Annotated in this window: 21 protein-coding genes; 3 read left to right on the top strand and 18 right to left on the bottom strand. The window is 45.0% G+C overall.

Translation table 11 applies throughout. The annotated features are described in order from the left end of the window. Positions 1 to 76 precede the first annotated feature (76 nt). The 18 genes from NDJ01_RS02020 to NDJ01_RS01935 all read right to left on the bottom strand — a co-directional run bounded on the left by NDJ01_RS02020 (position 77) and on the right by NDJ01_RS01935 (position 19,623). Positions 77 to 3,976, bottom strand: coding sequence for a DUF6701 domain-containing protein (locus NDJ01_RS02020; RefSeq protein ID WP_258586159.1), 3,900 nt, complete (start codon positions 3,974 to 3,976; stop codon positions 77 to 79). A 6-nt stretch (positions 3,977 to 3,982) separates the two neighbouring features. After that, positions 3,983 to 4,417: a hypothetical protein gene (locus NDJ01_RS02015; RefSeq protein ID WP_053809344.1), complete on the bottom strand. Its 435-nt coding sequence runs from the start codon at positions 4,415 to 4,417 to the stop codon at positions 3,983 to 3,985. After that, entirely contained in the window at positions 4,407 to 5,120 is a 714-nt protein-coding gene (locus NDJ01_RS02010) for a PilW family protein (RefSeq protein WP_256964569.1), read from the bottom strand. Before NDJ01_RS02010 ends, NDJ01_RS02015 begins: the two co-directional genes overlap by 11 nt. Then, positions 5,120 to 5,686 carry a prepilin-type N-terminal cleavage/methylation domain-containing protein gene (locus NDJ01_RS02005; protein ID WP_053809346.1) on the bottom strand — a complete coding sequence of 189 codons (567 nt, stop codon included), beginning with the start codon at positions 5,684 to 5,686 and terminating at the stop codon, positions 5,120 to 5,122. Before NDJ01_RS02005 ends, NDJ01_RS02010 begins: the two co-directional genes overlap by 1 nt. Then, positions 5,683 to 6,168 carry a type II secretion system protein gene (locus tag NDJ01_RS02000; protein WP_109170264.1) on the bottom strand — a complete coding sequence of 162 codons (486 nt, stop codon included), beginning with the start codon at positions 6,166 to 6,168 and terminating at the stop codon, positions 5,683 to 5,685. Before NDJ01_RS02000 ends, NDJ01_RS02005 begins: the two co-directional genes overlap by 4 nt. A gap of 124 nt (positions 6,169 to 6,292) precedes the next feature. Then, positions 6,293 to 6,517 carry an MSHA biogenesis protein MshA gene (locus NDJ01_RS01995; RefSeq protein WP_258586158.1) on the bottom strand — a complete coding sequence of 75 codons (225 nt, stop codon included), beginning with the start codon at positions 6,515 to 6,517 and terminating at the stop codon, positions 6,293 to 6,295. Between the two features lie 69 nt (positions 6,518 to 6,586). Further along, a complete protein-coding gene (locus NDJ01_RS01990; protein WP_257889205.1) occupies positions 6,587 to 7,051 on the bottom strand; it encodes a type II secretion system protein in 465 nt (154 codons plus the stop codon). Between the two features lie 291 nt (positions 7,052 to 7,342). Next, positions 7,343 to 7,804 carry an MSHA biogenesis protein MshF gene (locus tag NDJ01_RS01985; protein WP_258586157.1) on the bottom strand — a complete coding sequence of 154 codons (462 nt, stop codon included), beginning with the start codon at positions 7,802 to 7,804 and terminating at the stop codon, positions 7,343 to 7,345. 3 nt (positions 7,805 to 7,807) lie between these two features. Continuing rightward, the gene (locus tag NDJ01_RS01980; protein WP_005397400.1) at positions 7,808 to 9,031 is read right to left on the bottom strand and encodes a type II secretion system F family protein; all 1,224 of its coding nucleotides are present in this window, start codon (positions 9,029 to 9,031) and stop codon (positions 7,808 to 7,810) included. A gap of 8 nt (positions 9,032 to 9,039) precedes the next feature. Beyond that, positions 9,040 to 10,764: a GspE/PulE family protein gene (locus NDJ01_RS01975; RefSeq protein WP_005397401.1), complete on the bottom strand. Its 1,725-nt coding sequence runs from the start codon at positions 10,762 to 10,764 to the stop codon at positions 9,040 to 9,042. Next, positions 10,761 to 11,855: a lipopolysaccharide assembly protein LapB gene (locus NDJ01_RS01970; RefSeq protein ID WP_258586156.1), complete on the bottom strand. Its 1,095-nt coding sequence runs from the start codon at positions 11,853 to 11,855 to the stop codon at positions 10,761 to 10,763. Before NDJ01_RS01970 ends, NDJ01_RS01975 begins: the two co-directional genes overlap by 4 nt. After that, entirely contained in the window at positions 11,852 to 12,697 is an 846-nt protein-coding gene (locus tag NDJ01_RS01965) for an ExeA family protein (protein ID WP_258586155.1), read from the bottom strand. The genes NDJ01_RS01970 and NDJ01_RS01965 overlap by 4 nt, the downstream gene beginning before the upstream one ends. 44 nt (positions 12,698 to 12,741) lie before the next feature. Then, a complete protein-coding gene (gene mshL / locus NDJ01_RS01960; RefSeq protein WP_203346884.1) occupies positions 12,742 to 14,385 on the bottom strand; it encodes a pilus (MSHA type) biogenesis protein MshL in 1,644 nt (547 codons plus the stop codon). A 20-nt stretch (positions 14,386 to 14,405) separates the two neighbouring features. Continuing rightward, positions 14,406 to 14,738: a hypothetical protein gene (locus NDJ01_RS01955; RefSeq protein WP_047009165.1), complete on the bottom strand. Its 333-nt coding sequence runs from the start codon at positions 14,736 to 14,738 to the stop codon at positions 14,406 to 14,408. Next, positions 14,731 to 15,381, bottom strand: coding sequence for a type II secretion system protein GspM (gspM, locus tag NDJ01_RS01950; protein ID WP_104970993.1), 651 nt, complete (start codon positions 15,379 to 15,381; stop codon positions 14,731 to 14,733). The genes NDJ01_RS01955 and gspM overlap by 8 nt, the downstream gene beginning before the upstream one ends. Next, positions 15,378 to 16,823, bottom strand: a complete 1,446-nt coding sequence (locus tag NDJ01_RS01945; protein WP_258586154.1) for an MSHA biogenesis protein MshI — start codon at positions 16,821 to 16,823, stop codon at positions 15,378 to 15,380. The genes gspM and NDJ01_RS01945 overlap by 4 nt, the downstream gene beginning before the upstream one ends. Positions 16,824 to 16,834: 11 nt before the next feature. Continuing rightward, positions 16,835 to 18,844, bottom strand: coding sequence for an RNase E specificity factor CsrD (csrD, locus tag NDJ01_RS01940; protein WP_258586153.1), 2,010 nt, complete (start codon positions 18,842 to 18,844; stop codon positions 16,835 to 16,837). 242 nt (positions 18,845 to 19,086) lie between these two features. Continuing rightward, positions 19,087 to 19,623 (bottom strand): single-stranded DNA-binding protein, encoded by a 537-nt coding sequence (locus tag NDJ01_RS01935; protein WP_012841367.1) that lies wholly within the window; start codon positions 19,621 to 19,623, stop codon positions 19,087 to 19,089. 277 nt (positions 19,624 to 19,900) lie between these two features. On the opposite strand from NDJ01_RS01935, the gene NDJ01_RS01930 reads away from it, so the two are divergent. The 3 genes from NDJ01_RS01930 (at position 19,901) to uvrA (ending at position 24,548) form a co-directional block, all read left to right on the top strand. Continuing rightward, entirely contained in the window at positions 19,901 to 20,545 is a 645-nt protein-coding gene (locus NDJ01_RS01930; protein ID WP_005397417.1) for a LuxR C-terminal-related transcriptional regulator, read from the top strand. A 158-nt stretch (positions 20,546 to 20,703) separates the two neighbouring features. Beyond that, complete coding sequence (gene galU, locus NDJ01_RS01925) at positions 20,704 to 21,576, top strand: UTP--glucose-1-phosphate uridylyltransferase GalU (RefSeq protein WP_005397418.1); 873 nt, start codon at positions 20,704 to 20,706, stop codon at positions 21,574 to 21,576. A 149-nt stretch (positions 21,577 to 21,725) separates the two neighbouring features. Further along, positions 21,726 to 24,548 carry an excinuclease ABC subunit UvrA gene (gene uvrA / locus NDJ01_RS01920; RefSeq protein WP_258586152.1) on the top strand — a complete coding sequence of 941 codons (2,823 nt, stop codon included), beginning with the start codon at positions 21,726 to 21,728 and terminating at the stop codon, positions 24,546 to 24,548. The last annotated feature ends 67 nt before the right edge of the window (positions 24,549 to 24,615 follow it).

Here is a 24,615-nt window from a genome sequence, read left to right as displayed (position 1 = left end):
GGTATTGGTACACAAACATGAGCAGAAAGCCTCAATTTCTTGCAGTTTCCTAACTTAAGGCCAAAAACCTAAGTTGTTACTGTCCGGTTAACCCCGGCTCACCACGGTAAATCACACGGTCATTACCACGATGAATACCAAAGGTGACGACGGATGATGGGTTTTCTTCTCCCGCTTTATCATTATCCCAGTTGTACTTGAGCCAAGGTAAACCATTGGTTGAATCATCAAGATCTAACCAAACGCGCGTTTGCTGACGGTATGGTTCAGCTTGAGTCGCGGTGACAGAACGAGAAGAACCAGAAGCAACTTCTCCACCAACTCCTAACGTGACTGCTTTGGGAGTAGCACCAGCACCTGTTGGCCAAATATGCGTTTCAGCGGCAGTGACACCTTTCACATCGGTTTGATTGTCATCAGGGTTGGCGATAAAGCGGCTACCATTCCAGTATTCAACTCGAAGTGGCACATGTAATGTCGTGCCTTGGTTACCACCTACATCATCTAGGTCTACACGACCAAAGCGGATGTCGGGCTGCCTAACTAAGCGGGAGTTGAAATCTTCGTCAGTAATGTACTCAACAGGGTCAACATTGTTGGTATATATCAAACCTATCTCTGATTTGGCAGTACCAGTCACAGAGTTAAATGGTCCATCAGGGTAGCTATCACCAAGAGCTTTGTTCCAACAAGCACTGTCAATACACTGACCACTATTACCGACTGAGAAATCTCCGATACTTTTATCAGATTCGTTACTCCAGTCTCCTGCTCCAAAATCAGGTGCATCGAATCGATCTGAGTAATGGTCAATATCGTCTAGGTTGAACTCCGCTTTTGTAACAAAGTCTGCATAGTTCTTAATCGCAGATTTGTTAGCATTCAATGCCTCCACGCTAAACTCGACCCCATCAAAAGGCTGATTCATATAAGCAAAACTTTGTGAACCAGGGTAATTCCAATCACTGGCGATGACTTGGAAGTATTTAGGATAGAAACGACCAACGGTGACGTCATATTCATCTAATTTCTCTCCCAAGTACGTTGCTTTAGTTTTAAGGTTTAAAGAGCCAACTTCATCCCAAACGTACTCCACTTTTTTACCCGTTTTAGCTTCTTCCGAACTAAAGTCTAAACTTGAACCTTTACTTGGGTCTAAGTTGGCGATATAACCACCCGATGGATACAAGACAGAGAACTCAGCATCAAGTGGTGCTGCCGTATTTGAATCAGAGAAATAGTTTTGTGTTAGTGGGTATTGACAAACATTGGTAGCATTACCGCGTGAGTCACTATGAACGACTGGTTTGTAGGTCACATTGAAGCTTTCTGCAGAGGCAATAAAACCATCACCAGTAGCTTGTGTCGCAGGATTAGTTTTTCCACCATTTTTAGCCGCAATATTACATGCAGCAATTTTCCATGGTCGAGACCTAACGCTGAATGAGCCATTGAGAGTCACTGATTCTTGCGCACCTTTCTCTTCATCCGGATCTATTGGGCATTCATCTGAATACTGAGGGTCACACGTAAAATTCGCATCTTCGAGTTTGATTGTGTACAAGCCTGAATCCATTAGCTTAAAGGTATCTGATGTTTTACCTTGCTCTGAGCTATTAAATTTAGGCTCATATGTTAATAAGCTCTCGTCACTGCGCCCGCCAGCTGGTGTTTCGATTTCTAATTGAACACTTGGTGAGCCCGTGTAACTTTTCACTACCGTTTGCCGGCCATCGCTACAAGCTAATACTCTTGTGTCTATTTGATAATTTTTACCAGCTACGATTGTTTGGTCATCTACGTCAAACTTGAATGGTACAAATTTGAAGGTAGACGTCTGCGTTTTTGATGGATCATTGTCCACCGTAACCTTTAACGTATATTCGTCATCAAGCTCAATGCCACTTTGATCTATAACGGTCACTTGCAGTTTCAACTTACCAAGTTTCGAAGACACATTGCTTGTCGTAAAGCTAGGGTAAGAACCTGTACCAGTGCTATCAGCAACCTCTACAGAGAACTTATCGGAATCAGGATAAACCTGCACAGTAACCCCTGTGCTTTCCGCATAACCATCATTCTTGGTTTCTATTTCAAAGCTAGGTTGTTCTATTCCGCACATCAAGGCATATTGTGTTGCAGGTGATAGCGTTACTTCATAGTTGTCAGAAGGCGTAAAACAGTGGTTATCTGTAGCAATGATCTGCGAGCTATTATTCATCTGAATCTTCCTAGCAGTGATCGCACCATTTACAACCGCTGAGTTGCTAAGGTAAACATCTTTTTCACTGTACAATAACCCAGTGAACACTGCGTTCTGACTCAGTACGACTTGCCCGTAACTTGAACCATGAACAAGCACAACTAATTCAGCATCTCCTACCTCACCAAAGCGAGAGTCATTGTTACTTATTGATAGGCTTTTCGTATGAATAGTGACCTTCTGCCCATCAGGGACTTCAATTACTCCTGAGTTACTAAGATCAATACTTCCAATCCAATAAGTGCCTGTTTTAAAAATAACTTTACCTTTCCCAACACTTAAACTTCCGATAACCTCATTATTACTAAACTCTCTGTCATCCTTCCAGACATCCACAGTAACAAGATTAGAGTCATCGGGAGAACGGAAGCTTTCTAGCTCTTGCTTCTGCACTCTCAGACCAGAATCACCCCAACACGTTTGACCATCACAATTCGCTTTATTATTCATCTTTATATCGACAGGACGGAAACCGACATAACGCTTACCGTTACTTAATTGCGCGCCAGAGATCTTAGCCGTATTGCTCATCTCTAACTTAGCATTGTTGTTTGAGTCCCATGTTTGAGCTGGGGATGGGAATAGTTCACAAACGCCATCTACTGGTGGTTTATCGAACAAGAAGTACGAAAACGGCTCAACAACGTGACCACGCTCAGAGTCTCTCTGCATATCTTCTTCATTGATAAGGGCTACACCTGTTTTTGTCACTGAGCAGCGACGTAACCAACCACCATTGTTACCATTACGCGTTCTTTTAGACGCAAGCAATACAGGTGCCGACTTAAAGCCAGAAACAGGAAAATTACTAACTTGTAAGCAACCCTCTGTAATCGGTTTAATGACATTGTCGTCCAATGCTCCCAACGTATTTCGTGTAGAGCCATCCCCTAACCAGAACTTACGACCATTAACAAAGCCTTGCCCGAGACCAGCCACAAAAGCTACGTCCTCAGATTTAGCTAGCACAGCATTCTTCGTAACTTCTGAACGATCTAAAATCAGCGAGAAGCCTTGCACTGTAGGGTTAAGTGCAATCGAACTCAGCCACAAAGGTTGCCCATTAATGTAGTTATTCTTAGTTTGTAATTGAACTAAGACACCAGGGGCAGACGCAAAAGAAGTATTTAGACCAAAGTCCCTAAATCGCACATTTTTACTTTTGTAGGTTGTACCGCCAATATTCGAATAAGTAAGGTTGGAGCTTACCTTACCCGCAACAATCATGGCATCCCCATCAAATTTGATAACACCAGGTTCAATAACTAAGTAATCAATGTCTTCCATCGGAGCATCGACAAAAGTCACGGCTTGACCTTGATTATTATTGTTAGTGCATTGCCACTTTTTCTTGCTTGAGTTATATCTCAAACGCTTACAAGCAGCACTATGAGGTGGAAACAACTGCTTCACTGTGGCTTGAGTTTTGGACTTTGACCACACTCGTAGATCTGACGGGTATTCTGTTTTCTTTTGAGAAAAGTTCGACATTGAGGCGTCAATCGTCGACATCACAAAGACTAACGGCTCTTCGTCGTAAGTATTTTGGAACTTGATATCACAAGTGACACCTCGCTCATTGTCTAATCCCTGACAGTCTTCAGCAGGGATTGTGCCGAATTCAAACTGAGGGTTGTTATTTACAGCAGCAAAACTCGCAAAAGAAGAAAGCAAAAGTACTTTAGCAAGTATTAGCGTTATTATTTTTCTCATTATTATTTACTCCCTAACCCAAATCTCTTGTTGTCGCTGTACTTGTGCAACCCCGGAACCACAAATTGCTGTGGCTTGCACTCTAAATAGAGATTCAGCTTCAGAGGTACCTGCATTAAAGGTACCAATGTTTGAACATGTCATAGCACGTAATTGACAACTAGTGCCTTGTGTAACATTTGGTGTAGCGCCACTTACCGTATTGGCACAAAAATCAGCCACATCTGGAGTAGTGTCGTTTAAAGGATAGAGCTGGGTTAGTGCCCACTCATTGGCAGATTGCGCAATAAACCAAGCTTTCGTTCCTAAGAATTCTCTGGTTAACGTACTTTGGTTTGACCAACTCACCTTCATTAAAGATGCGGCTAGATAGCCCATCACAATGATGACGAACAATACGACGATCAGGACATTACCTTGCAGAGCTTTTTTACGGAACATTGAGCACCTGTACGTCTTGTTGGTAAACACTACGCTCCCCATTTTGAGTGAACTCTAAATTGATATGCACGATACCGCCACGTTGAAGTGTTGGCTCGAGGTAATGCATATCGCTAACGGAAGTATCTACACTGTCCGCGACCGTAATATCATTCCGTGTGATTCGACCATTGTCGAAGCAGTAACGTACTTCAGAGTTATCTTGATAGATATAATGACGGCTCGAAATGGAAGACCCGCCAATCGTACTAGCTGCACCACTGACAATAAAAACATCACCAGTTTTCGCTAGATTGCCAACCGCCAAACTCTGAGGAGAGGCAGATTGCAAATCTTCATAGCGACTTGGATTGATCACCATCCAACGATCCGCTGGAATAGGATTCAATGTAGAGTCATTGCCTAACAGAAACTCTAAATTGTTATTCGTCAGCGTGTAAAAACCAGAATATTCAATCGGCATAAACTCCAAGCAATTGGTAGTTCCGGTAGGGACATGAAAGCTGTTTGGGACTGCGTGACGAATTTCTCGCGACATTTTCTCTAGCACAAACTGCGCTTGCGTTTGCATTCGTTGGCGATCAATCGTGTCTGCGTATCCCTTCATACCTAGCTGTACGTAACCCGCAATACCAAGCATGATGAAGCTGCCGATTACGATGGTGACGATCATTTCCATTAAGGTGAAACCACGAACTTTCATCAGTAGTTACCTCTTATTGCAGTCAGTGTCAGGGGTTGAGTGTTACTAGCAAAAATCGTAATCGTGACTTTTTTATAGTTAGTGATTCCTGTCGGTGGTGTAGCAGTCAGATTGTCATATACCACACCGACTTCAACTCGGAAGTTTCGGTATTTATTCTCGCTGCTTCCCCCCAAAACATCTGAGATATTACCCCGGCTGGTCCCTTGGCATTGAGCAACTGTCGTTGGTGTACTCCAACAACCGATGTAATCATCAACATCGTCAAAGTTTTCGGGAATAGACTCACCAGAGTCAGGACCAAGATTGGCCGGTAGGGTGCAGGAAGTCGAGTTCTCCCCACAACGTAATAGGCCGCCATCAAAGTCGCTGTTCTCATCAAAACCACGCGCCAAAATTTGCGACATAAAACTTTGCCCGAGCGCGGTTGCTCGGGTTTGGTAATGTGGCATTGCAGAGTCGCGAATTTGAGGAACAAGAAAGGAGGTAAACGCAACCATCGCAATGCCCATTAGGACAATAGCGATGATCATTTCAGCTAAGGTCATACCGAGTTGCTTTCTCATGAACACGATCCCTCAGAGACATAGCCTTGAGAGTTAATCAGCACTCGACATTGGCTTTGACCGTTTACATCACGGATAAGAATAGACACGCCACCAGAAGCGACATTCAACGGATTCCCCAGTAAATCAAAGCTAATTGGGCTTGTTGCGCCAGTTAGACTAATCGTTGCAGCGGAATCTTCAACCAAGTCACTACGAGCGTCCTTCGCGTTACCACTCAGCGAACAAGCCGCAACTGAGCCGATACAACTAGAGGAGACTTGTAATTGGAAGTTGGTATCCGTGGTTGAGGTGTTTGATTGCATGCGATTCACCTGTACTTGGCGAATCACTGAAATAGCTTGCTCTTGAAGCGCAAATGCAGAAACACTGCCCTTGCCCATAAAGCGGCTAGCAGCATAGAGAGAAAGAATGGAAAGGAGGACGACCACTAGGATCAGCTCCATTAATGTAAACCCTAATGTAGAGCTGCGAATTTTCATAACCCAACCTTAGGCTTAGAACAAGCGAGATAAGTATACGATGAAATTATGAGAATAATGATAGATTTATAATTTTTCGATCCGAAGTGTGAACAGATGAACAAATAACCAATGTCTAGTGACTTTACTCTTTTGAACGACCAATCTCTTCTTCAATTCGATCGTAAGTTTCTTTATTGCTCAGCGTTTCAGAAACGTGCTCAGCGGTCTGCTTGGTTTGCTCCCACTTTGCTTCGTAAGTTTCTGGTTCAAAGCTGATAAATCTTGGTAATACCACATAACCGACTACACCTAAGATAATCAGTACAACCACAAACTCTATTGCACTAAGACCCGATGATTTACGCATATGAACTATTCCGAGATTAATCAAAATATAGAGATAAAGGCCAGACTAGCTGGCCTTAGATAAAATCAATTAACAGTTGTCAGCATCTGCAGATGTAATTACAGGAGCAGCACCTGATGTTGCAGCTTGATAAGTTACTGCACAATTCCAGTTAGGGTTACCATCAGCAAATGTGTATTGAATAATCGCGCCGGCTGTATTGGCACCACCAGATACTCGCCAATCGCCAGTATCTTGAAGAGCAGCACCAATACCTTCTTCTGTAGCTGTAGGGTAACCAAATATTGTTTCAATGTTACCTTCTGCTGAGCTTACAATAGTCGCACTATTTGAGCGCTCAAGGCCTTGGATCGCAGCCTTACCAAATACAATACCAGAAGCCCCTTGCATCGCACCTTTCAGACCGTCAAGAGAAGACGCACGAGCATCCGATTGCAGGTTAAGGAAACGTGGTGCAGCAGTGACCGCTAGAATACCTAGGATTACAATTACCACTACCAATTCGATAAGGGTGAAACCACCTTGTCTTTTCATTGTTTACTCTCTCTATGTAAGCATGCAGTACAACTGCAAAGTTTCGTTTAGGTCACGCGACCATTTTGGATATTGTCAAAACGGTTTGGGGCAGCAACGTTCACTAAAACTGACCGTGAAGTGGATACTGTATCTACCGCTTGAGCAGAATGACGATTCGCCATTATTCAGTTCATGCTGCAATGAGAAAAACACATTATTGTTTACCCTCTATTACAGCGTCTTACTTATGGTAATGATTGCATTATACCGACTTTCAATACCAATTATAGTGATTAGGTGTCAAAAAATTCACTCCGCCGACATTTCGACGTCTATTTTCAGCTGATTAGCTGTTGAAATAACTACAATCGACTGACCATTTTCATAAGTATAGTGGCAGACATAATGAGCAGTTTTGATGGCTCCACTGATATCTATTAACTTATTGGTCATTATTTTACGTTGTGGATAATGCACTGCTAGCCAATAACCACAATCTAAAACACCTTGTTGAGTAAAGGGAGATACTAGCCCGCCCTCAGTCATCGTGAGATTAAAACCATCCATCAGCATATGTTCTGGCTCGCCTTTTACGAGCCAAGCTTGACGATAACGCTGAACACTATCTTGCATCCAAACTCTCGCCAACTTCGCCCCAGTCACCTGCGCCTGCTCGGTAACAGGACGTAATTTGACCGCCAAGCCAACAGCAATGATGGTAGCAATTACCCCCAAAACGATTAGCGTCGCCCGACTTTGATTTTCAACCACCTATTAGCCGCCTTTGATGATGTCTAGCATTCCCCACATTGGCAGGAAGATACCCAGTGCTAGCACCATGACCATGCCTGCGACAATCACCAAAAGTAGCGGTTCTATTCTTGCGGTCAGTGTTTTTAGATCGTAATCAACTTCTCTATCGTAAAAATCCGACACTTCCAGCAGCAGCTCATCAATACGACCGGTTTCTTCCCCTACTGCAATCATCTGAATCACCAAAGGGGTAAAGATTTTACTGTTGATGGCTGTTACTGAGATGGTGCTACCCGCTTCAATAGCGGATTTCATTTCAAGAATTCGATTTTCTAAAAAGCGGTTCCCCAGAGCTTCCCCGGCTAAAGCTAAAGACTGGTTAAGTGGAACGCCTGATTTCAGCATCAACGAGAAGGTTCTGGCAAAACGGGAAAGCTGCGCACGATTAACGATATCGCCCACAATTGGAAGCCGAAGCCGAAACTTATCGAACTTTTCCCGACCATCAGCCGTCGCCACCCAGGCTCTGAAAACCGCAAACGCGCCAATCATTGCCACAATCAACAACACCCAATAATTAACAAAGAAATTAGAAGTAGCGATCAAAATACGCGTCGGCAGTGGTAACTCAACACCAAAGCGCGTAAACATGGAAGCAAACTCAGGGATCACCAAGATGTTCAATATAAACATGGCGATGGTAATAAAGATAATCACAAACGTCGGATAACGCATCGCCGCTTTGATGCGTTTGCGAGTCTCAAGTTCCTGCTCGTAGTAATTTGCCAGTTGCAATAGCGCTTGATCGAGTCGACCCGTATTCTCACCAACATTGATCATAGAAACGAACAGTGGGCTGAATACTTTGCTGTGTTGCTGCATTGCAGAAGACAGGCCGCGACCATTACTCAGTTCAGAAACGACATCTTCCAGTGCCTCTTTGAGCTGTTTGTTTTCACAATTTTGCAGCAGGCCACGCATAGAACGCAGCAACGGTACGCCCGCTTTAGTTAAGCTAAACAACTGGCGAGAGAAAAGAATGATCACTTCCAATGGAATGGCTGGCACAAATAGCTTAGACAAGCTCACTTGGCTTTTTGCCGACTCTTTCTCTAACCGTACATTGAGCGGGATGACCCCTTTGTTCATCAACGCTTCCGCTGCAGCTTCTGAGTTCACTGCCTCGATTTTGCCGTTAGTGGATGAGCCGTCTAGAGTACGACCTTGATAACGAAAAGTTGGCATTCACTTACCTATATGAAAATGGGATCAGTCTTACCAGAAGCGTCACCCTCACCTAGGGTCATCACTTCATCCAAACTGACGGTGCCTTGTAGCGCCAGTTCCATTGCAGAAGCAAGCAGTGGCTTATAGTTTTCTGAGCGACGCGCGGCTTGGGCAAAGCCAACCGCATCATTGGCGCGCAGTTTATCCATCATTTCTTGCTCCAGTTCGAGCATTTCAAACACACCGATTCGGCCTCGATAGCCAGTCAAGTTACAGTTTTGACAGCCTGCACCTTTATAAAAAGTGGTGCCCACTTGGTTTGGAAAACGCCCAGCTAGCCACTGTTGGCGTGACTCGTCTAGATGGTCTTCTGTTTTGCAATCTGGACAAACACGGCGAACAAGACGCTGCGCCACCACTGCTCTGACCGCACTGGCAACCAAGTAACCCGGTGCGCCCATATCGATCATGCGTAACGCACTGTCGACAGCATCATTGGTGTGAAGAGTGCTCAATACTAAGTGACCCGTTAGTGCAGCTCGCAGACCAATTTCTACCGTCTCTTGGTCACGCATCTCACCAACAAGAATGATGTCCGGGTCTTGACGTAAAAAGGTTCGAAGCACACGTGAGAAAGTCAGATCGATCTTACTGTTTACCTGTACCTGAGTGATGCGAGGCAGGCGATATTCAACCGGGTCCTCTGCTGTAATGATCTTTTTCCCAGGTTCGTTGAGCTCACTTAATGCGCCGTAAAGCGTGGTGGTTTTACCTGAACCTGTCGGCCCCGTCACCAAGATCATGCCGTGCGGACGAGCCAACTGTCGACGTAAACGAGCAAGCAAATCTGGCGGCAAACCTGACTCTTCTAATGGACGCAAACCAGCAGACTGGTTAAGCAGACGCATTACCACGGACTCCCCGTATTGCGTTGGTAGCGTCGACATACGAATATCGATTGATTGACCACGCACTTTGATATTGAATCGGCCATCTTGTGGCAAGCGCTTCTCAGAGATGTCTAGGTGCGCCATCAACTTCAATCGAAGAACCAAAGCCGATGCGATATTCACTTCATTCAGGATGGTTTCATGCAGTACACCATCAATACGCTGACGTAAGCGCAATATCTGATCGTCTGGCTCAATATGAATATCCGATGCCCCGACTTGTACCGCATCTTCAAACATGGAATTAACCAGCTTTACAACGGTAACTTCCTCACTGTCGGTTCCATCAATACCGTAATCGAAGCTTTGCTCGTCTTTATGCTCTTCATGCAACTGTTCCGCGAAAGAAGCGATCTCTTTAGTGCGGCGATAATAGCGGTCAAAGCTTGAAATGAGTTGGCGCTCTGAAGCCACAATGAACTCAAGGTTGTATTCACCTAGCAAATTCATCAGTGACTCTTGGATGAACAAATCTGCAGGGTCACTCATAGCAACGCGCAACGTGTCCCCATTTCGAGCAACGACCATCGCACGTAAGCGACGTGCGTGTACCTCAGGTAGAATCTGTACCGCTTCCGCATCCACAGGGGCACGACCAAGATCGATCAATGGCAAACCAAGTTGTTGGGACAAGAAGTCCAACATTTGCTTCTCAGTAATAAAGCCGAGATCAATTAACGCATCGCCTAGCTTCTGCCCGGTACTACGTTGTGCGTTTAGTGCTTGCTGGATTTGTTCTTCAGAGACGATGCCTTCTTCAACCAGAAGATCGCCTAAGCGTTTTCTCAACTGAATTTTCATTGTGCATTCTCCAGCTGTTTCAAGATGCTCAAACGGTCACGAATAAACGCTTGCGATTGATTCGAAATGCCAACTTTACCCAGAGCTTGGTTGTAAGAGTTGATCGCGGCGGTAAACGTCAGCGCGCGCTCTTGTTGAATCGCTAAACCTAGCCACCAGCGCGCATTTTCCGGCTCACGCTGAGTAAGGAGTTGATAACTCTCAAGCGCAATATCATTCTGCTTGTGTTTTTGTGCCAATGCCGCACGCATCGCCAAGTAATCTCGACTTGGTATTGGAGGCAAATGCACAAGCGGACTCAGCGCCGCTTCAGGTTGATTAGCTTTCACTAACAACTTAGACAAGGCCAAACGAAGTACTTGGTTGTTCGTGTCAAGGTTGATCCCTTCTTGGATAATCTCATACGCTTTACGCGTGTCGCCTTTGCCAAAGTACAACGCCGATAATTTTTGACGCGTGTCTGCATTCATTGGCTCATAACGTAACGCCTCAGCATAAGCCGACAACGCCGTTTGCATATCGTTAGCATCCAGTGCTTTTTCCGCTCGGCTAACCGCTTTAAGAGATAACTGGCGGTGCGTCAGCTCAACCTGCTCAATACGCATTGAACTGTTGTCTGCTGTCGTGCGGGTTACGTGATTAGATTGCTCATCGTTTGGCATCGTTGCCACTTGCGCGAGTAGCACTGTATCTTCAGAGACCGTATTTACCTCCGCTCTTGGCGTGAACCTATCAGCCTCTGGCATATGAAGCTGTTGAGCTGCCGGTTGTGTCACTGGCTTCGTGTAAACCACATGGGCTGTCTCGGGCGTCATTTTACTCGTTGGCGAATGAGTACGCTCTGATGATGTGATTGACGAAGCATTCACTGACGACAATGGCATGGTTTCTGTTTGAGCAGGTGAAAGCTCGCCTGAAGGGATAGGACCGCGAGAGACCGCCCAGCCGCCCACCGCAAGGCTTAACGAGAAACCGGCAACGAGCCAAAGCCAAGGTTTACTGCGTGAAACGTTGGGAATGTCCGCACGAGTAAGCTCTGACGGTGATGTTTTTTCAGCGAGTTCTGATAATGCTTTATTGATGGCACTCAAGGTTGACTCCATCCCCAAAATACGGGTGTTTTAAACTTAGGTTTACGGGCATCAAACGTATCGTGCATAGCTGCGTAAACGTGATGATTTTTTAATAGTGTGCAACGTTCATTAAATGCCGCAAGCAACGACTTGTGGCTAATTTGGTTGATCAAACGTGGAATCCCCATGGATGAACGCCAAATCGCTTTTTTCTGCTCAATAGAAAAAATGTGCGCTCCATTGCCTGCCTTGTCTAAACGATTATTGATGTAAGCCACGCCTTCATCGATAGAAAGAGGACGCAGCTGACAACTAAACGTAATACGTTGACGAAACTGCCTTAGCTCGTGGCTGGCTAACCGCTCATCCAACTCAGGTTGTCCGAATAACACCAGTTGAATGAGTTTATCTTGTTCCGTTTCTAGGTTACCGAACAGACGCAATGTTTCTAAAGCTTGTGGAGAAAGAGCTTGCGCTTCATCGACGATCAAGACGGTTTTCTTTCCCACAGAATGCACTTGAATCAGGTGCTCTTGAATGAGAGAAACAATACGTAGCGGGTCATCGTTCTCGATGCCTAACTCTCTGGCGACAGCAAACTGCAACTGCTCTCCATTCAAAGCTGGATTGGGTAAGTAAATCAGCTCGACTTCAGATTCAATCTGCTCAATTAACTTACGACACACCATGGTTTTTCCGGTGCCGACTTCTCCCGTCACCTTAATCACCCCTTCTCCCATTTGCACAGCGGCTAAAATGGTTTGGATCGCCTCATAATGAGGGACTAACCCCAAGAACATTTCTGTGTTTGGGGTTAACGAAAAAGGCTGAACTCGAAATCCAAAATGTGACAAGTACATACTCGAATCACAAACTCATTGAAAAACGGAACCTTTCCCCGCGCTTATTGCGCATCTGGGAACCACTCTTGCAGCAGATCACGAGAGCGCTCTAGCTCTTTCTGCCAAGAGTTCACACCAACTACGGTCGGTTTTAGCAAGATGACCAATTCTGTTTTCTCAGTCACGTTATTTACGTTGCGGAACAAATGCCCCAATGCAGGCACATCACCCAAAAATGGGACTTTAGAAACAAGCTCACGATTTTGCTGTTTCATCAAACCGCCGATAACCACAACATCGCCATCTTTAGCACGAATAACCGAGTCTGATTCACGAATAGAGCTTTTTGCCAATGGCAATTGGATGTTTTGGAACTCACCGCCCAAGTTCAATTGCTTCACTTCTTCCGAGACTTCAATAACCGCAGGGTGAACATGCAGGAACACATTGCCTTTGTTATCAATTTGCGGAGTCACATCGAGAGAGATACCTGAGAAGAATGGTGTCAATTCCACTTCTGGAACGGCATTTGAGTTTTCACCGTTGCCTGCATTGCTCGATAGCTCGGTAACAAAGTACTCATCGGTACCCACTTTGATGACCGACTTTTGGTTGTTGGCAGCGGTAATACGAGGGCTCGAAAGAACGTTCAAGTCACCTTGTGTAGACATAAAACTCAACACAGCATTGAAGTTGCCATCAGAGATAGTCACGTTGGTTTGGCCGCCCAATAGCGTGCCAATCGCATCCAACGGTGGTAATGCCGACGCAGGGCGGTTCACTACGACACTACCCGAGTTACCAATTGACGCCGATAAGTTCGACCAGTTGATGCCTTGTTGGTAGCCATCATTCAACGTCACTTCTAGAATTTTAGCTTCAAGAATGACCTGACGCTGCATGCGCTCCTGCGATACACCTAAGAACTCACGGACTTCTCGAATATCATCTGGAAACGCTCGAACCGTAATCACTCCTGCTTGAGGTGTTACGACAACGCTTTGTCCTTTGCCTGAACCAATTAGATTAGCAACGGCTTGCTGCAGCATCGGCCAGAAGTCACTTTCAGTGATGGTTTCGATGCGCGTACCGCCCGTAGAGGTCGTTGAGCTATCGCCGCTGTTACTTCCATTGTCAGAGTCTGATGAGTCAGAACTGTCTGAGCTACCGCCAGAATTAGACGTACCAGCCGAGGTCACTGAGCCCGTGACAATGCTCGTCAATGATCGACCAGAGCGTTTGAACTGGAGGTAATCAACAGGAATGGTTACCGTACGCATACCTGCAGGGTAGATTTGAATAACTTTGCCAGACTTCACCACATCATAGCCATACATGTTCTGTACAACGCTCAGGACTTCATCCAACGTAACATCTGACAAGTTGACGGTGATATTACCTTGTACCGCTGGATGAATCGCCACGCTGTACTCAGTGCCTTTGACTAGCGAGGCAAAAAAGCTTCGTGCATCGACCGCATTCGCTTGAATACGGAAACGCTTCGAGGTGCCTTGCTCTGAAGCAACATTCGAGTCTAAGTTAGGCATCAGGTCCGCTTCGACAGAAGAAGGAATTTCTTCTAACGTGCGGCTGTTCGCTTGATTGATAGATTCATTGAGCGCTTCTTTGACTTCCACAGGGTCACGGTGACCCATTGAACATCCCATTAAAGAAGCAATCGTTATTCCTACAACTAATTTGCGCATATCTGATCAGGCTCTGGTTATTATTTTTTTACGTTTAAACCAAAAAGCTCTAGGTCCCACTGACGGTTACCACGCTTTAAAGTTACAAATTCACTATTAATGCTCGCGACGCGATAACCCTTAAATAGCTCGCCTTTTTCAACAAGCTTGTTATCCATAATCGCGATACAAGCAGTACTTGGCTTACACACAATACTGTTGAGCGTAGGCAGTCGGTACTGTTTTGCTTTTGGTTTCGCTGACGTTTCAACCGCAGGCTTTTCCCAGCCAAGTGGTGCCGTTGGATCTTGGTTCGCCCAAGCGGTTCCTGCCGCAGCCATGACAAGTAATGAGATGATGAGTTTTTTAACCACCAATAAACTCCTCTCGAGATCCTAGTGTGTAGACTTCCAACACAAGCTTCGCTTTCGGGTACTCTTCGACTTTGTAACTAAAGCTGCGCCAATAATAACTGGCAGGAAGACTCTCCAATTTATTTAGATAATTGGCAATAGAAAAGTAGTCGCCAGTCAGCTCCATGCGTACAGGGTGCACGTAGTAACCAGAGTATTGCGATGCTTCTTTATCTTCCGTAATTGGCTCAGATGGCAAAGTTTGCAAAGACAAAAGGTGAATGCCACTTTGCTGCTCTAATACATTTTCCAGCAGCTCAGCCATTTGCGAAGGTGTAATAAGGTGTTCGATGATCTCCGCTAGCTGCATCGAAAGGTGCTGACTTTCTGTTAGCAGGTTAGATATCGAGCGATCAATCTCAGCGTTTGGATCTTTCTTCAGCTGCGCTTGAATACGTAGCGTGTCGATTTCAATCTTTTGATTGGCTTGCTTTAAATTGCTTAGTTGCCTCTCATTACTGATGATCTCGTTAAGCTTTGGTTCCAGTACCAGCGTAAAAAGCAACATGATCACGACAACTAAACCACACAGCGCGATAAGCACTTTTTCACGCGCGCTCATTTCGCCAAAGCGCTCTTCTAATGAGAGCCAGAATTCGTTCATTTCTCTTTATCCTCGCGCGTTTTTAGTTCAAACGTCACAATATCCTTATCATTTCGGCCAATTTTGACGTCGTCAAACGTCCGGCCAACCAAGCTAATTTCATTTTTAAATTGGTTAACCCAACTTGGTACTGAGCTCGGCTTTTTCGCCAGTCCCTTCAGATCTAAGGTATGGTTATTGATTCGAATTTCGGACAAAGAAATTTCTTGGTTTCCTAGCTTAGCTAATGATTGCATCACGCCAGAGTAACCCGTGCGCTGCGAGTCATCGTATTTCCCGACGGCTTTAAGCGAGTCTCGCTTCGCCTTGACTTCACGCTCTAAGCGGGCTTTAGCTGCCAGCTTATTATTGTCGGGTTGATGCTTACGTAGCTTGACTTGATAGCGTTCAAGCTCTGACTTCATGATATCGCCTTTGCTTTTTACAATTGCAATTTCATCTTCTAAACCACTGCTCTGCCAAGTCACATAGCCGTAAGAGAGTAGAATGGCCGCAGCCGCGGCACCCCAAGATAACGCGATATTTCTTAGTGTCAGGAGCTCTTTTTTCGGCTTTAAGTAATCAGGGTATAAGTTAACGCGTCGAGTATTAGAAGCCGCAGCAGCATCTGCTAAAACGTGTCCTGATAGCTCATGTTCTGGTGGTAATAACAGAGAGACTTTAGTGCTTAAACGGTAGTTCAGAGACTGAACAAGCTCACTCTCATCCTCCTCATCACAACACACTTTCAATTGATGCAGCTGCACATGGCGCAACTGAGAAGAAAGATAATCAATCGAACGTTGCAGTTCTAACGAGAGGCTATCCATCTGTAACTCGCTAGACGGAACCCCCGTTAACGGTGGCGTCACACTTCGAATCGAACGATGGAACGCGATAGTATTTTCGACAAAAGCGCTAATACGAAAGTGACCACGCACACTGCGTTGTAATAATAGGAAGTTACCTAGTTCACCTGCGGTCTCTCCCCAAATATCGTCTTCAGGAAGAATAGCTTCTAATGGCAACTGGGCGCGACTGGCCAGTAACACGATCTTATCCAACATTTTTCGTGATAAGACGTAAGCTTGCACTTTGGTTGAATTGGGTAGCTCTACCGCATCGGCAATAATGTCAACGGCGCGCTCAGAGATCAGTTCTTTCAACAAAAACGGTAATGCTGCAGGCCATTCTTGGCGCGGCATGACAGGTTTGTCGATTTGATACATCTGATAATAGTTATGAGAAAGGACAACCGTTAGAGAATCATACGCACTCGCAGCAACGCTCAATGCTTGCTCTACGGCTTTCTCCCAATTGGATTCAGAAATATCAAATTGGTATGGGCGGCCACTTTTTATTGAAGATGATAAATAAACGGCGTCTGGCTGAATAACCAAAAAGCAGGGACGACCACCACCAGATGATCGTTTGAGCTTGTCGAGTAGTGCTTTGAAATCCATGATTATTATCTTTATTTTTTACGCCAGCGATTTCGTCTTCCCAATTTCACTTGGGATTCTGATTGAGAACTTGGCAATGCTTGTGGACGAGGAAGAAACTGCTGCTCTGCAGAGAAGTAACGCCCTTGCCCACCATAAACCCCGAGCTCAATTAACGTGTTGAGCTCGTTTTGATTCTCAATTCCCACTGCTATGATTTTAGTTTTACTGTTTGCCGCCGCACCTAGCATGCTGCGGACAAATAGCTGGTTCTCATGTCGCTGGTCGATTTTTGCTACTAAACTGCGATGAAGTTTAAGGTAACGAATATCCACTTCTTTTAAATAGTGAGTGCTGACGATGGTTCGTCCAGCCTGCCCAACCATTAAGTGGCACCCTAAACCGGCCAGCATTTTAGCGACTGGTCGCATAAAGTCTAAGTGTCTTACAAATTGTGCTTCAACAAACTCAAAACTGAGACACTTTCTCTGTTCACGTGACAACTGTAAGAGTTCATCACGAAACCATTTAAAGTACTCTCGGTTAGAAAAAGGCGTTACATTCAAATTGAGCGCATACGATCTTGAGTTATCAAAATTATCCTTAAATTCTCTTAAGAATTTATTAACAACTGACTTATCCATTTGCGCTTCATAACCAACCTGTCTGATCGCAGAAATAAACCGAGACGCTTTAACAATGCCATTCTCAGGATCGCGAATCCGACATGTTAACTCTTTATATAATGATTTTTTATGCGTCGCATCACTTATTGGGTGCACTGATTGTGCGTAGAGTATCACATTTTCTGGTGTAAGTGCTGTGTCAAATAACGTTCTCCACCTCACACTTCCGCGAGCTTCTTCATCGTGGTTCCATTTTTTGAAGCGACTCCAATTATTGTTATTTTGTAGTTGCGCACTACGCAAAGCTGTCTCTGCTTCATCGATGATTTGGCTGTGTCGCTCACCCTCTTTATAAGTAGTGATGCCGATATGACACCAGTTGTCTGGGTCGAGTGGCTCTGGCGGAATTAATTTTTCTAACTGGCGAATGCATTGTGATGCCAAATTAGCCACATCTTTGGCACTTTGATGCGGCAGAAATAACGCAAAATCAGCATCGTAATAACGAGAAAACACAACATCAGGATATCGCTGAACTAAGTTGGATAATAAACTCCCAACTTCAACAATAAACTCATCCGTAATTTGCTTATCTTGCTCTTCTTCAACCAGTTTCCAGTCTTGAATGCGCACCAGCAACACGGCACCGCGAGCCCCACTTTCTAGCAACGCCGATTCCAGTTTGCTATCAAACAGCACTCGATTGGCGGTACCTGTTAACTTATCAAGGAAGGTTTGAGTTCGAATAAAGGTATCAAATCGGCTTCGCTCTTGACGCGCATCTTGTAACTCTTCAATTAATACATCGAGCGCTTCACTGGCAGTATAAGGCCATTCTTTTTTGTCACCTTTTGCATACTGCTCTACCCGACCAGCAAGGATCATCCTGCCTCGCTCTTCGAGCATTTCAGAGCCTTCTAATTGCTCCTTAAGCCACGCAACGCCACGCATTAAACAGAAGATGATCAAGATAACGGCAAGCGTGATCGACCAAAGCGCCTGCATTGAGTAGCTGTAACCTAAGTAAGGCGGGATCGCTTTAAAATGAATCGTGTAATCTTGATTGTGAGTCAGTTGGTATTCTGTCTCAAACAAGACTGACGCTTCCATTTGATGAGAAGTATCTTTGAAGCGATAAACAACCGCATTGTTGGTCGACAATGTCATTTCGACAATATTGGAAGCCTGCAGCATTTTCGGCATCCAGCGCTGCATAGAATAAGCAGCGTCAGGATCTTCCATCTCCTTGTCGACCACCTCTACGATCCCTTCTAAATAATGGGTGAGATATTCCTGCCCAAGACGTTTAAAAGAGAGGGTGCCACCGACAAACAAGATAAACATGGCGCAGATGACGATCATGGTGACAAAAGCCACCAGCCGTGTGCTTAACTTAAGAGTTGGGGTATACCTCATGAATACCAAATTCCTTTTTTATTCATCATATACCTTATTGAAATATTTATACTTGATAAGAGTTCATCAAACAATCGGATTCGTCTGATAGTGAGAGGCTGGAGCATAAAGAACATCACACTCATTGATAAGTTTTATTGTTACGCCTAACCTTGCTGAGATAAGCCTTTGAGATCATTAGATAGCGACAATAAAAAAGACCGCGATATTCGCGGCCTTTTCGATTCAAGCATAAGCAGAATTTAGAACGGGATATCGTCGTCAAAATCCATTGGTGGCTCATTGTACTGCTGCTGTGGTTGCTGCGGAGCCTGCTGTTGTTGCTGTTGCTGAGGCGCATTGTACTGCTGCTGAGCTGGTTGTTGAGGCTGACCCCATCCACCTTGCTGCTGCTGTTGACCGCCCATTGGTGCGCCGCCACCTTGACCACGACCGCCAAGCATTTGCATCACGCCGTTGAAGCCTTGAACAACGACTTCAGTTGAGTAGCGATCTTGACCGCTTTGGTCTTGCCATTTACGAGTTTGCAGTTGGCCTTCAATGTATACTTGAGAACCTTTACGCAAGTACTCACCTGCTACTTCCGCAAGTTTGCCGAACAACACAACACGGTGCCATTCCGTTTTTTCGCGCTGTTCGCCAGTCGCTTTATCACGCCATGAATCAGAAGTCGCAATAGTAATGTTTGCTACTGCACCGCCGTTCGGCATGTAACGAATTTCAGGGTCGTTACCTAGATTCCCCACCAAAATAACTTTGTTAATTCCACGGCTGGCCATGATGTGCTCCGTTTCACTCTGGATATATAAAATTTTAGCGCATTAGAATAGCACGCTTTAATGTTTTGATTAAAGTCTAATACCATTGTGATCTAATGAGTCACCTACTAGAACCCAAATCGCATTTCAACTTACGCCTGTAGCATTTTTGATTCGCGTTGCAGACATCGTTTCGTGAAGCTTTGAATTCGAACGCATTTATTCAGTAAAGCTATGGTTATAACCTCTCTTTAATGCCAACTTATGGCCTTTATTGAACGCTGGGAGATTTGAACACGTGAGAAAGTCGGCTTACGCAAGAAAGCTATTTCTGATCAGTATGGAAGATAATGCGCAAAAAAAGGTGGCGGCACTCGAAAAATACATTGATATGAGCATCCCGGTGATTTCGACCGAAGCACTCATGGAAGCTAAGCCACAGCATCGTAATAAAATCCTACTGATCGACTTCAGTGAACATAAATCACTCGTTCAATCGATCAAAAACTTACCGCTGGTATGGAAGAACTTTGAAACCGTTGTGTTCAATGTCCCTAAAAGGCTGACCACGGATGAGCTTCTTTCATTTGGTCAACTAAAGGGGCTGTTCTATTCCGAAGATACGCTAGAGCAAATTGGAGAAGGATTAAAAGGCATTGTTAACGGTCAAAACTGGCTGCCGCGTAATGTAACCAGTCAACTTTTACACTATTACCGTAACGTCATTAATACTCATACTGCCCCAGCTACGGTAGACCTAACCATTCGCGAGCTGCAAGTACTGCGTTGCTTGCAAGCTGGCGCCTCAAACAGCCAAATGGCCGAGGAATTATTTGTCAGTGAATTCACCATCAAATCGCACTTGTATCAGATATTCAAAAAGCTATCAGTGAAGAATCGGGTTCAAGCAATCGCTTGGGCAGATCAAAACTTAATGTCATGATGCGATGCCGCGACTCTTATGACTAAAATGACGAGTCGCTCATCTTTTTTCCGCATTGAGTCTCACACTTTTTCCTACTTTATTCATGATTCATTGACGACTCTCGTGTTAAAGTTATGCGCAGATTCTTGATAATAACGAGATAGGATATTCCCCCAATGATTAAAAAATGTCTGTTCCCTGCTGCAGGCTATGGCACTCGCTTCTTACCGGCAACGAAATCTATGCCAAAAGAGATGATGCCAGTCGTGAATAAACCGCTTATTGAATACGGCGTTGAAGAAGCAATTCAAGCTGGTATGAACGGCATGTGTATTGTGACAGGTCGTGGCAAACACTCTATCATGGACCACTTTGATAAGAACTACGAACTAGAACACCAGATTAGCGGTACCAATAAAGAAGAGCTATTGGTAGATATCCGTGAAATCATTGAATCTGCAAACTTCACTTACATCCGTCAACGCGAGATGAAAGGCTTAGGCCACGCGATTCTGACCGGGCGTGAACTGGTGGGTGACGAACCATTTGCCGTCGTTCTTGCTGATGACCTTTGTGTCAACGAAGAAGAAGGCGTGCTAGCTCAAATGGTGGCGCTATTTAAACAGTTCCGTTGTTCTATCGTTGCCGTACAAGAAGTCCCAGAAGATGAGACTCACAAATACGGCGTTATCTCTGGTGAAATGATCAAAGATGACATCTACCGCGTAGACGACATGGTAGAAAAACCTGAGAAAGGCACGGCACCAAGCAACCTTGCGATCATTGGTCGTTACATCCTGACTCCCGATATTTTTGAACTGATTGAAAACACAGAGCCAGGTAAAGGTGGTGAAATTCAAATCACTGACGCGCTACTTAAACAAGCAAAAGCGGGCTGTGTCTTGGCTTATAAATTCAAAGGCAAACGCTTTGACTGTGGTAGTGTTGAAGGTTACATCGAAGCAACCAACTACTGTTTTGAAAACCTTTATCTAAAAGATGAAAAAGCCTCTGAGTTAGGTAAACACGCAACACAAAAAGCGGTATAAAGCATCGTCGTAGTACGAAATTATTGTTTCTAAAGCCCGGCATTATGTTGGGCTTTTATTCTTACTGTTTTTTTATCCAGTAATTTTCTTTGCACATTTCTCACACTATGTAATACTTGCCCCACTTGGTTATACATAGAGCAAAAACGATGGATAAAATAGAAGTTCGCGGTGCCCGAACCCATAACCTCAAAGACATTAATCTTACAATCCCTCGCGATAAACTGATTGTCATTACTGGACTAAGTGGCTCCGGTAAATCCTCTCTCGCTTTCGATACATTGTATGCAGAAGGCCAACGACGCTACGTAGAGTCTCTCTCTGCCTACGCTCGTCAGTTTTTGTCTCTGATGGAAAAACCCGATGTCGACCATATTGAAGGGTTATCACCTGCGATTTCTATTGAACAGAAGTCTACTTCTCATAACCCGCGTTCAACCGTCGGTACAATTACCGAAGTGTACGACTACTTACGTCTGTTGTATGCTCGTGTAGGCGAACCACGCTGTCCAACGCACCATGCCCCTCTTGCCGCACAAACCATCAGTCAAATGGTGGACAAAGTTCTGGAGATGCCAGAAGGCAGCAAAATGATGCTGTTGGCCCCTATTGTCAAAGAGCGTAAAGGTGAGCATGTTAAAACGCTTGAGAACCTGGCAGCTCAGGGCTTTATTCGTGCGCGTATTGATGGAGAGACATGCGATCTATCTGATCCTCCAACGCTAGAGCTACATAAAAAGCACACCATTGAAGTCGTGGTCGACCGCTTTAAAGTTCGTCCAGACCTGCAACAGCGCTTAGCCGAATCTTTTGAGACAACGCTCGAATTATCAGGCGGAATTGCGGTTGTCGCGCCAATGGATGGAGACGGTGAAGAGATTATTTTCTCCGCCAACTTCGCTTGTCCACAATGTGGTTACAGCATGCAAGAGTTGGAGCCGAGACTTTTCTCATTCAACAACCCTGCTGGTGCATGTGGCACTTGTGATGGTTTGGGTGTGCAGCAATACTTCGATCCAAGCCGAGTAATTCAAGATGATTCATTAAGCTTGGCACAAGGTGCGATTCGCGGTTGGGATCAAAAGAACTATTACTACTTCCAAATGCTCACGTCATTGGCTGATCATTATGGTTTTGATCTCCATGCCCCTTTTAATTCTCTGCCAAAGAAAACGCAAGATGTCATTCTAAAGGGCTCAGGTCGTACTGAGATTGAGTTTAAATACATCAACGATCGTGGCGATATTCGCGTTAAGCGCCATCCATTCGAAGGTATTCTGAATACACTAGAACGTCGCTATCGTGATACAGAATCCAACTCTGTCCGTGAAGAGCTTGCGAAATACATCTCCACTAAATCTTGTTCAAGCTGTGGTGGTACTCGTCTTCGCCTTGAAGCACGTAACGTGTTTATTGCTGATACGACACTGCCTGAGATTGTTGAACTTAGCATTGCTGATGCATTGGAATTCTTCCATTCCTTGAAACTTGAAGGTCAACGAGCCCAAATCGCTGAAAAAGTGATGAAGGAAATCAACGACCGCCTGCAATTCTTAGTTAACGTCGGTTTGAACTACCTAAACTTATCACGCAGTGCTGAAACTTTATCAGGCGGTGAAGCTCAACGTATTCGTTTAGCGAGCCAAATTGGTGCTGGTTTAGTAGGGGTGATGTACGTTCTGGATGAGCCATCGATTGGTCTCCACCAGCGTGATAATGAACGCTTATTAAAAACGCTCACTCATTTGCGTGATTTAGGTAACACCGTACTTGTGGTAGAGCACGATGAAGATGCGATTCGCTGTGCGGATCATGTCATAGATATCGGTCCTGGTGCTGGCGTACATGGTGGTAATGTTGTCGCGGAAGGCACCATGGAAGAGATAATCGCAAATCCGAATTCTCTGACAGGTCAGTACTTAAGTGGCGCTAAAGAAATCGCAGTGCCGAAAGATCGCACGCCGCGTGATCCGAAAAAAACGGTTGAGCTCTTAGGCGCAACAGGTAATAACCTTAAGAACGTTAATCTCTCTATTCCTGTTGGGTTATTCAGCTGTATTACAGGGGTATCTGGCTCAGGTAAATCAACGCTGATTAATGATACTTTCTTTAAAATTGCTCACACCCAACTCAACGGAGCAACAACGGCTCAACCTTCACCTTATAAATCGATTAAAGGCCTAGAGCACTTCGACAAGGTTATCGATATCGATCAAAGCCCAATTGGTCGTACACCTCGCTCTAACCCTGCAACCTATACGGGGATCTTTACCCCAATCCGTGAACTGTTTGCAGGCACACAGGAGTCGCGTTCTCGCGGTTACAAGCCTGGACGTTTTAGCTTTAACGTACGCGGTGGTCGTTGTGAGGCCTGTCAGGGTGATGGTGTCATTAAAGTTGAAATGCATTTCCTACCAGATGTTTATGTGCCATGTGATGTATGTAAAGGTAAGCGCTACAACCGTGAAACACTTGAAGTACGTTACAAAGGCAAAACCATTGATGAAGTGCTAGAAATGACGGTCGAAGACGCCCGAACGTTCTTTGAACCCGTACCTGCTATAGCACGTAAGCTACAGACTCTAATGGATGTTGGCTTGTCTTACATTCGCCTAGGTCAAGCGGCAACGACACTCTCCGGTGGTGAAGCTCAGCGTGTGAAACTAGCGCGAGAGCTATCCAAGCGTGATACAGGAAAAACCTTGTACATTTTGGATGAACCAACAACCGGCCTTCACTTCCATGATATCCAGCAGTTGCTCACTGTATTGCACAGACTTCGCGACCACGGAAACACTGTCGTGGTGATCGAGCATAACCTGGACGTCATTAAGACTGCGGACTGGATTATCGATCTTGGTCCTGAAGGGGGTCAGGGTGGCGGCGAGATAATCGCTCAAGGCACACCGGAAGATGTGTCGCAAATCGAGGGATCGCACACAGCTCACTTCCTCAAGCCTATGTTGAAGTAGAAAAAACAGGTAAAGTATCGAGACCAGCAAGTGCTGGTCTTTTTTCATTCAAAACAACGCAATAACT

This window comes from Vibrio sp. HS-50-1 (assembly GCF_024747315.1).
In the GTDB taxonomy this organism is placed as follows: domain Bacteria; phylum Pseudomonadota; class Gammaproteobacteria; order Enterobacterales; family Vibrionaceae; genus Vibrio; species Vibrio diabolicus.
The sequence above is the reverse complement of the archived record's forward strand: the minus strand, read 5'-3'. Positions and strand labels throughout refer to the sequence as shown.

Coding starts and splice junctions, on each gene's coding strand:
- NDJ01_RS02015 (WP_053809344.1), bottom strand. CDS start 4,417: ATGTTCCGTAAAAAAGCTCTGCAAGGTAATGTCCTGATCGTCGTATTG.
- gspM (WP_104970993.1), bottom strand. CDS start 15,381: ATGAACGAATTCTGGCTCTCATTAGAAGAGCGCTTTGGCGAAATGAGC.
- NDJ01_RS01945 (WP_258586154.1), bottom strand. CDS start 16,823: ATGGATTTCAAAGCACTACTCGACAAGCTCAAACGATCATCTGGTGGT.
- NDJ01_RS01980 (WP_005397400.1), bottom strand. CDS start 9,031: ATGCCAACTTTTCGTTATCAAGGTCGTACTCTAGACGGCTCATCCACT.
- NDJ01_RS02020 (WP_258586159.1), bottom strand. CDS start 3,976: ATGAGAAAAATAATAACGCTAATACTTGCTAAAGTACTTTTGCTTTCT.
- csrD (WP_258586153.1), bottom strand. CDS start 18,844: ATGAGGTATACCCCAACTCTTAAGTTAAGCACACGGCTGGTGGCTTTT.
- uvrA (WP_258586152.1), top strand. CDS start 21,726: ATGGATAAAATAGAAGTTCGCGGTGCCCGAACCCATAACCTCAAAGAC.
- NDJ01_RS02010 (WP_256964569.1), bottom strand. CDS start 5,120: ATGAAAGTTCGTGGTTTCACCTTAATGGAAATGATCGTCACCATCGTA.
- NDJ01_RS02005 (WP_053809346.1), bottom strand. CDS start 5,686: ATGAGAAAGCAACTCGGTATGACCTTAGCTGAAATGATCATCGCTATT.
- NDJ01_RS01995 (WP_258586158.1), bottom strand. CDS start 6,517: ATGCGTAAATCATCGGGTCTTAGTGCAATAGAGTTTGTGGTTGTACTG.
- NDJ01_RS02000 (WP_109170264.1), bottom strand. CDS start 6,168: ATGAAAATTCGCAGCTCTACATTAGGGTTTACATTAATGGAGCTGATC.
- mshL (WP_203346884.1), bottom strand. CDS start 14,385: ATGCGCAAATTAGTTGTAGGAATAACGATTGCTTCTTTAATGGGATGT.
- NDJ01_RS01990 (WP_257889205.1), bottom strand. CDS start 7,051: ATGAAAAGACAAGGTGGTTTCACCCTTATCGAATTGGTAGTGGTAATT.
- NDJ01_RS01965 (WP_258586155.1), bottom strand. CDS start 12,697: ATGTACTTGTCACATTTTGGATTTCGAGTTCAGCCTTTTTCGTTAACC.
- NDJ01_RS01975 (WP_005397401.1), bottom strand. CDS start 10,764: ATGAAAATTCAGTTGAGAAAACGCTTAGGCGATCTTCTGGTTGAAGAA.
- galU (WP_005397418.1), top strand. CDS start 20,704: ATGATTAAAAAATGTCTGTTCCCTGCTGCAGGCTATGGCACTCGCTTC.
- NDJ01_RS01935 (WP_012841367.1), bottom strand. CDS start 19,623: ATGGCCAGCCGTGGAATTAACAAAGTTATTTTGGTGGGGAATCTAGGT.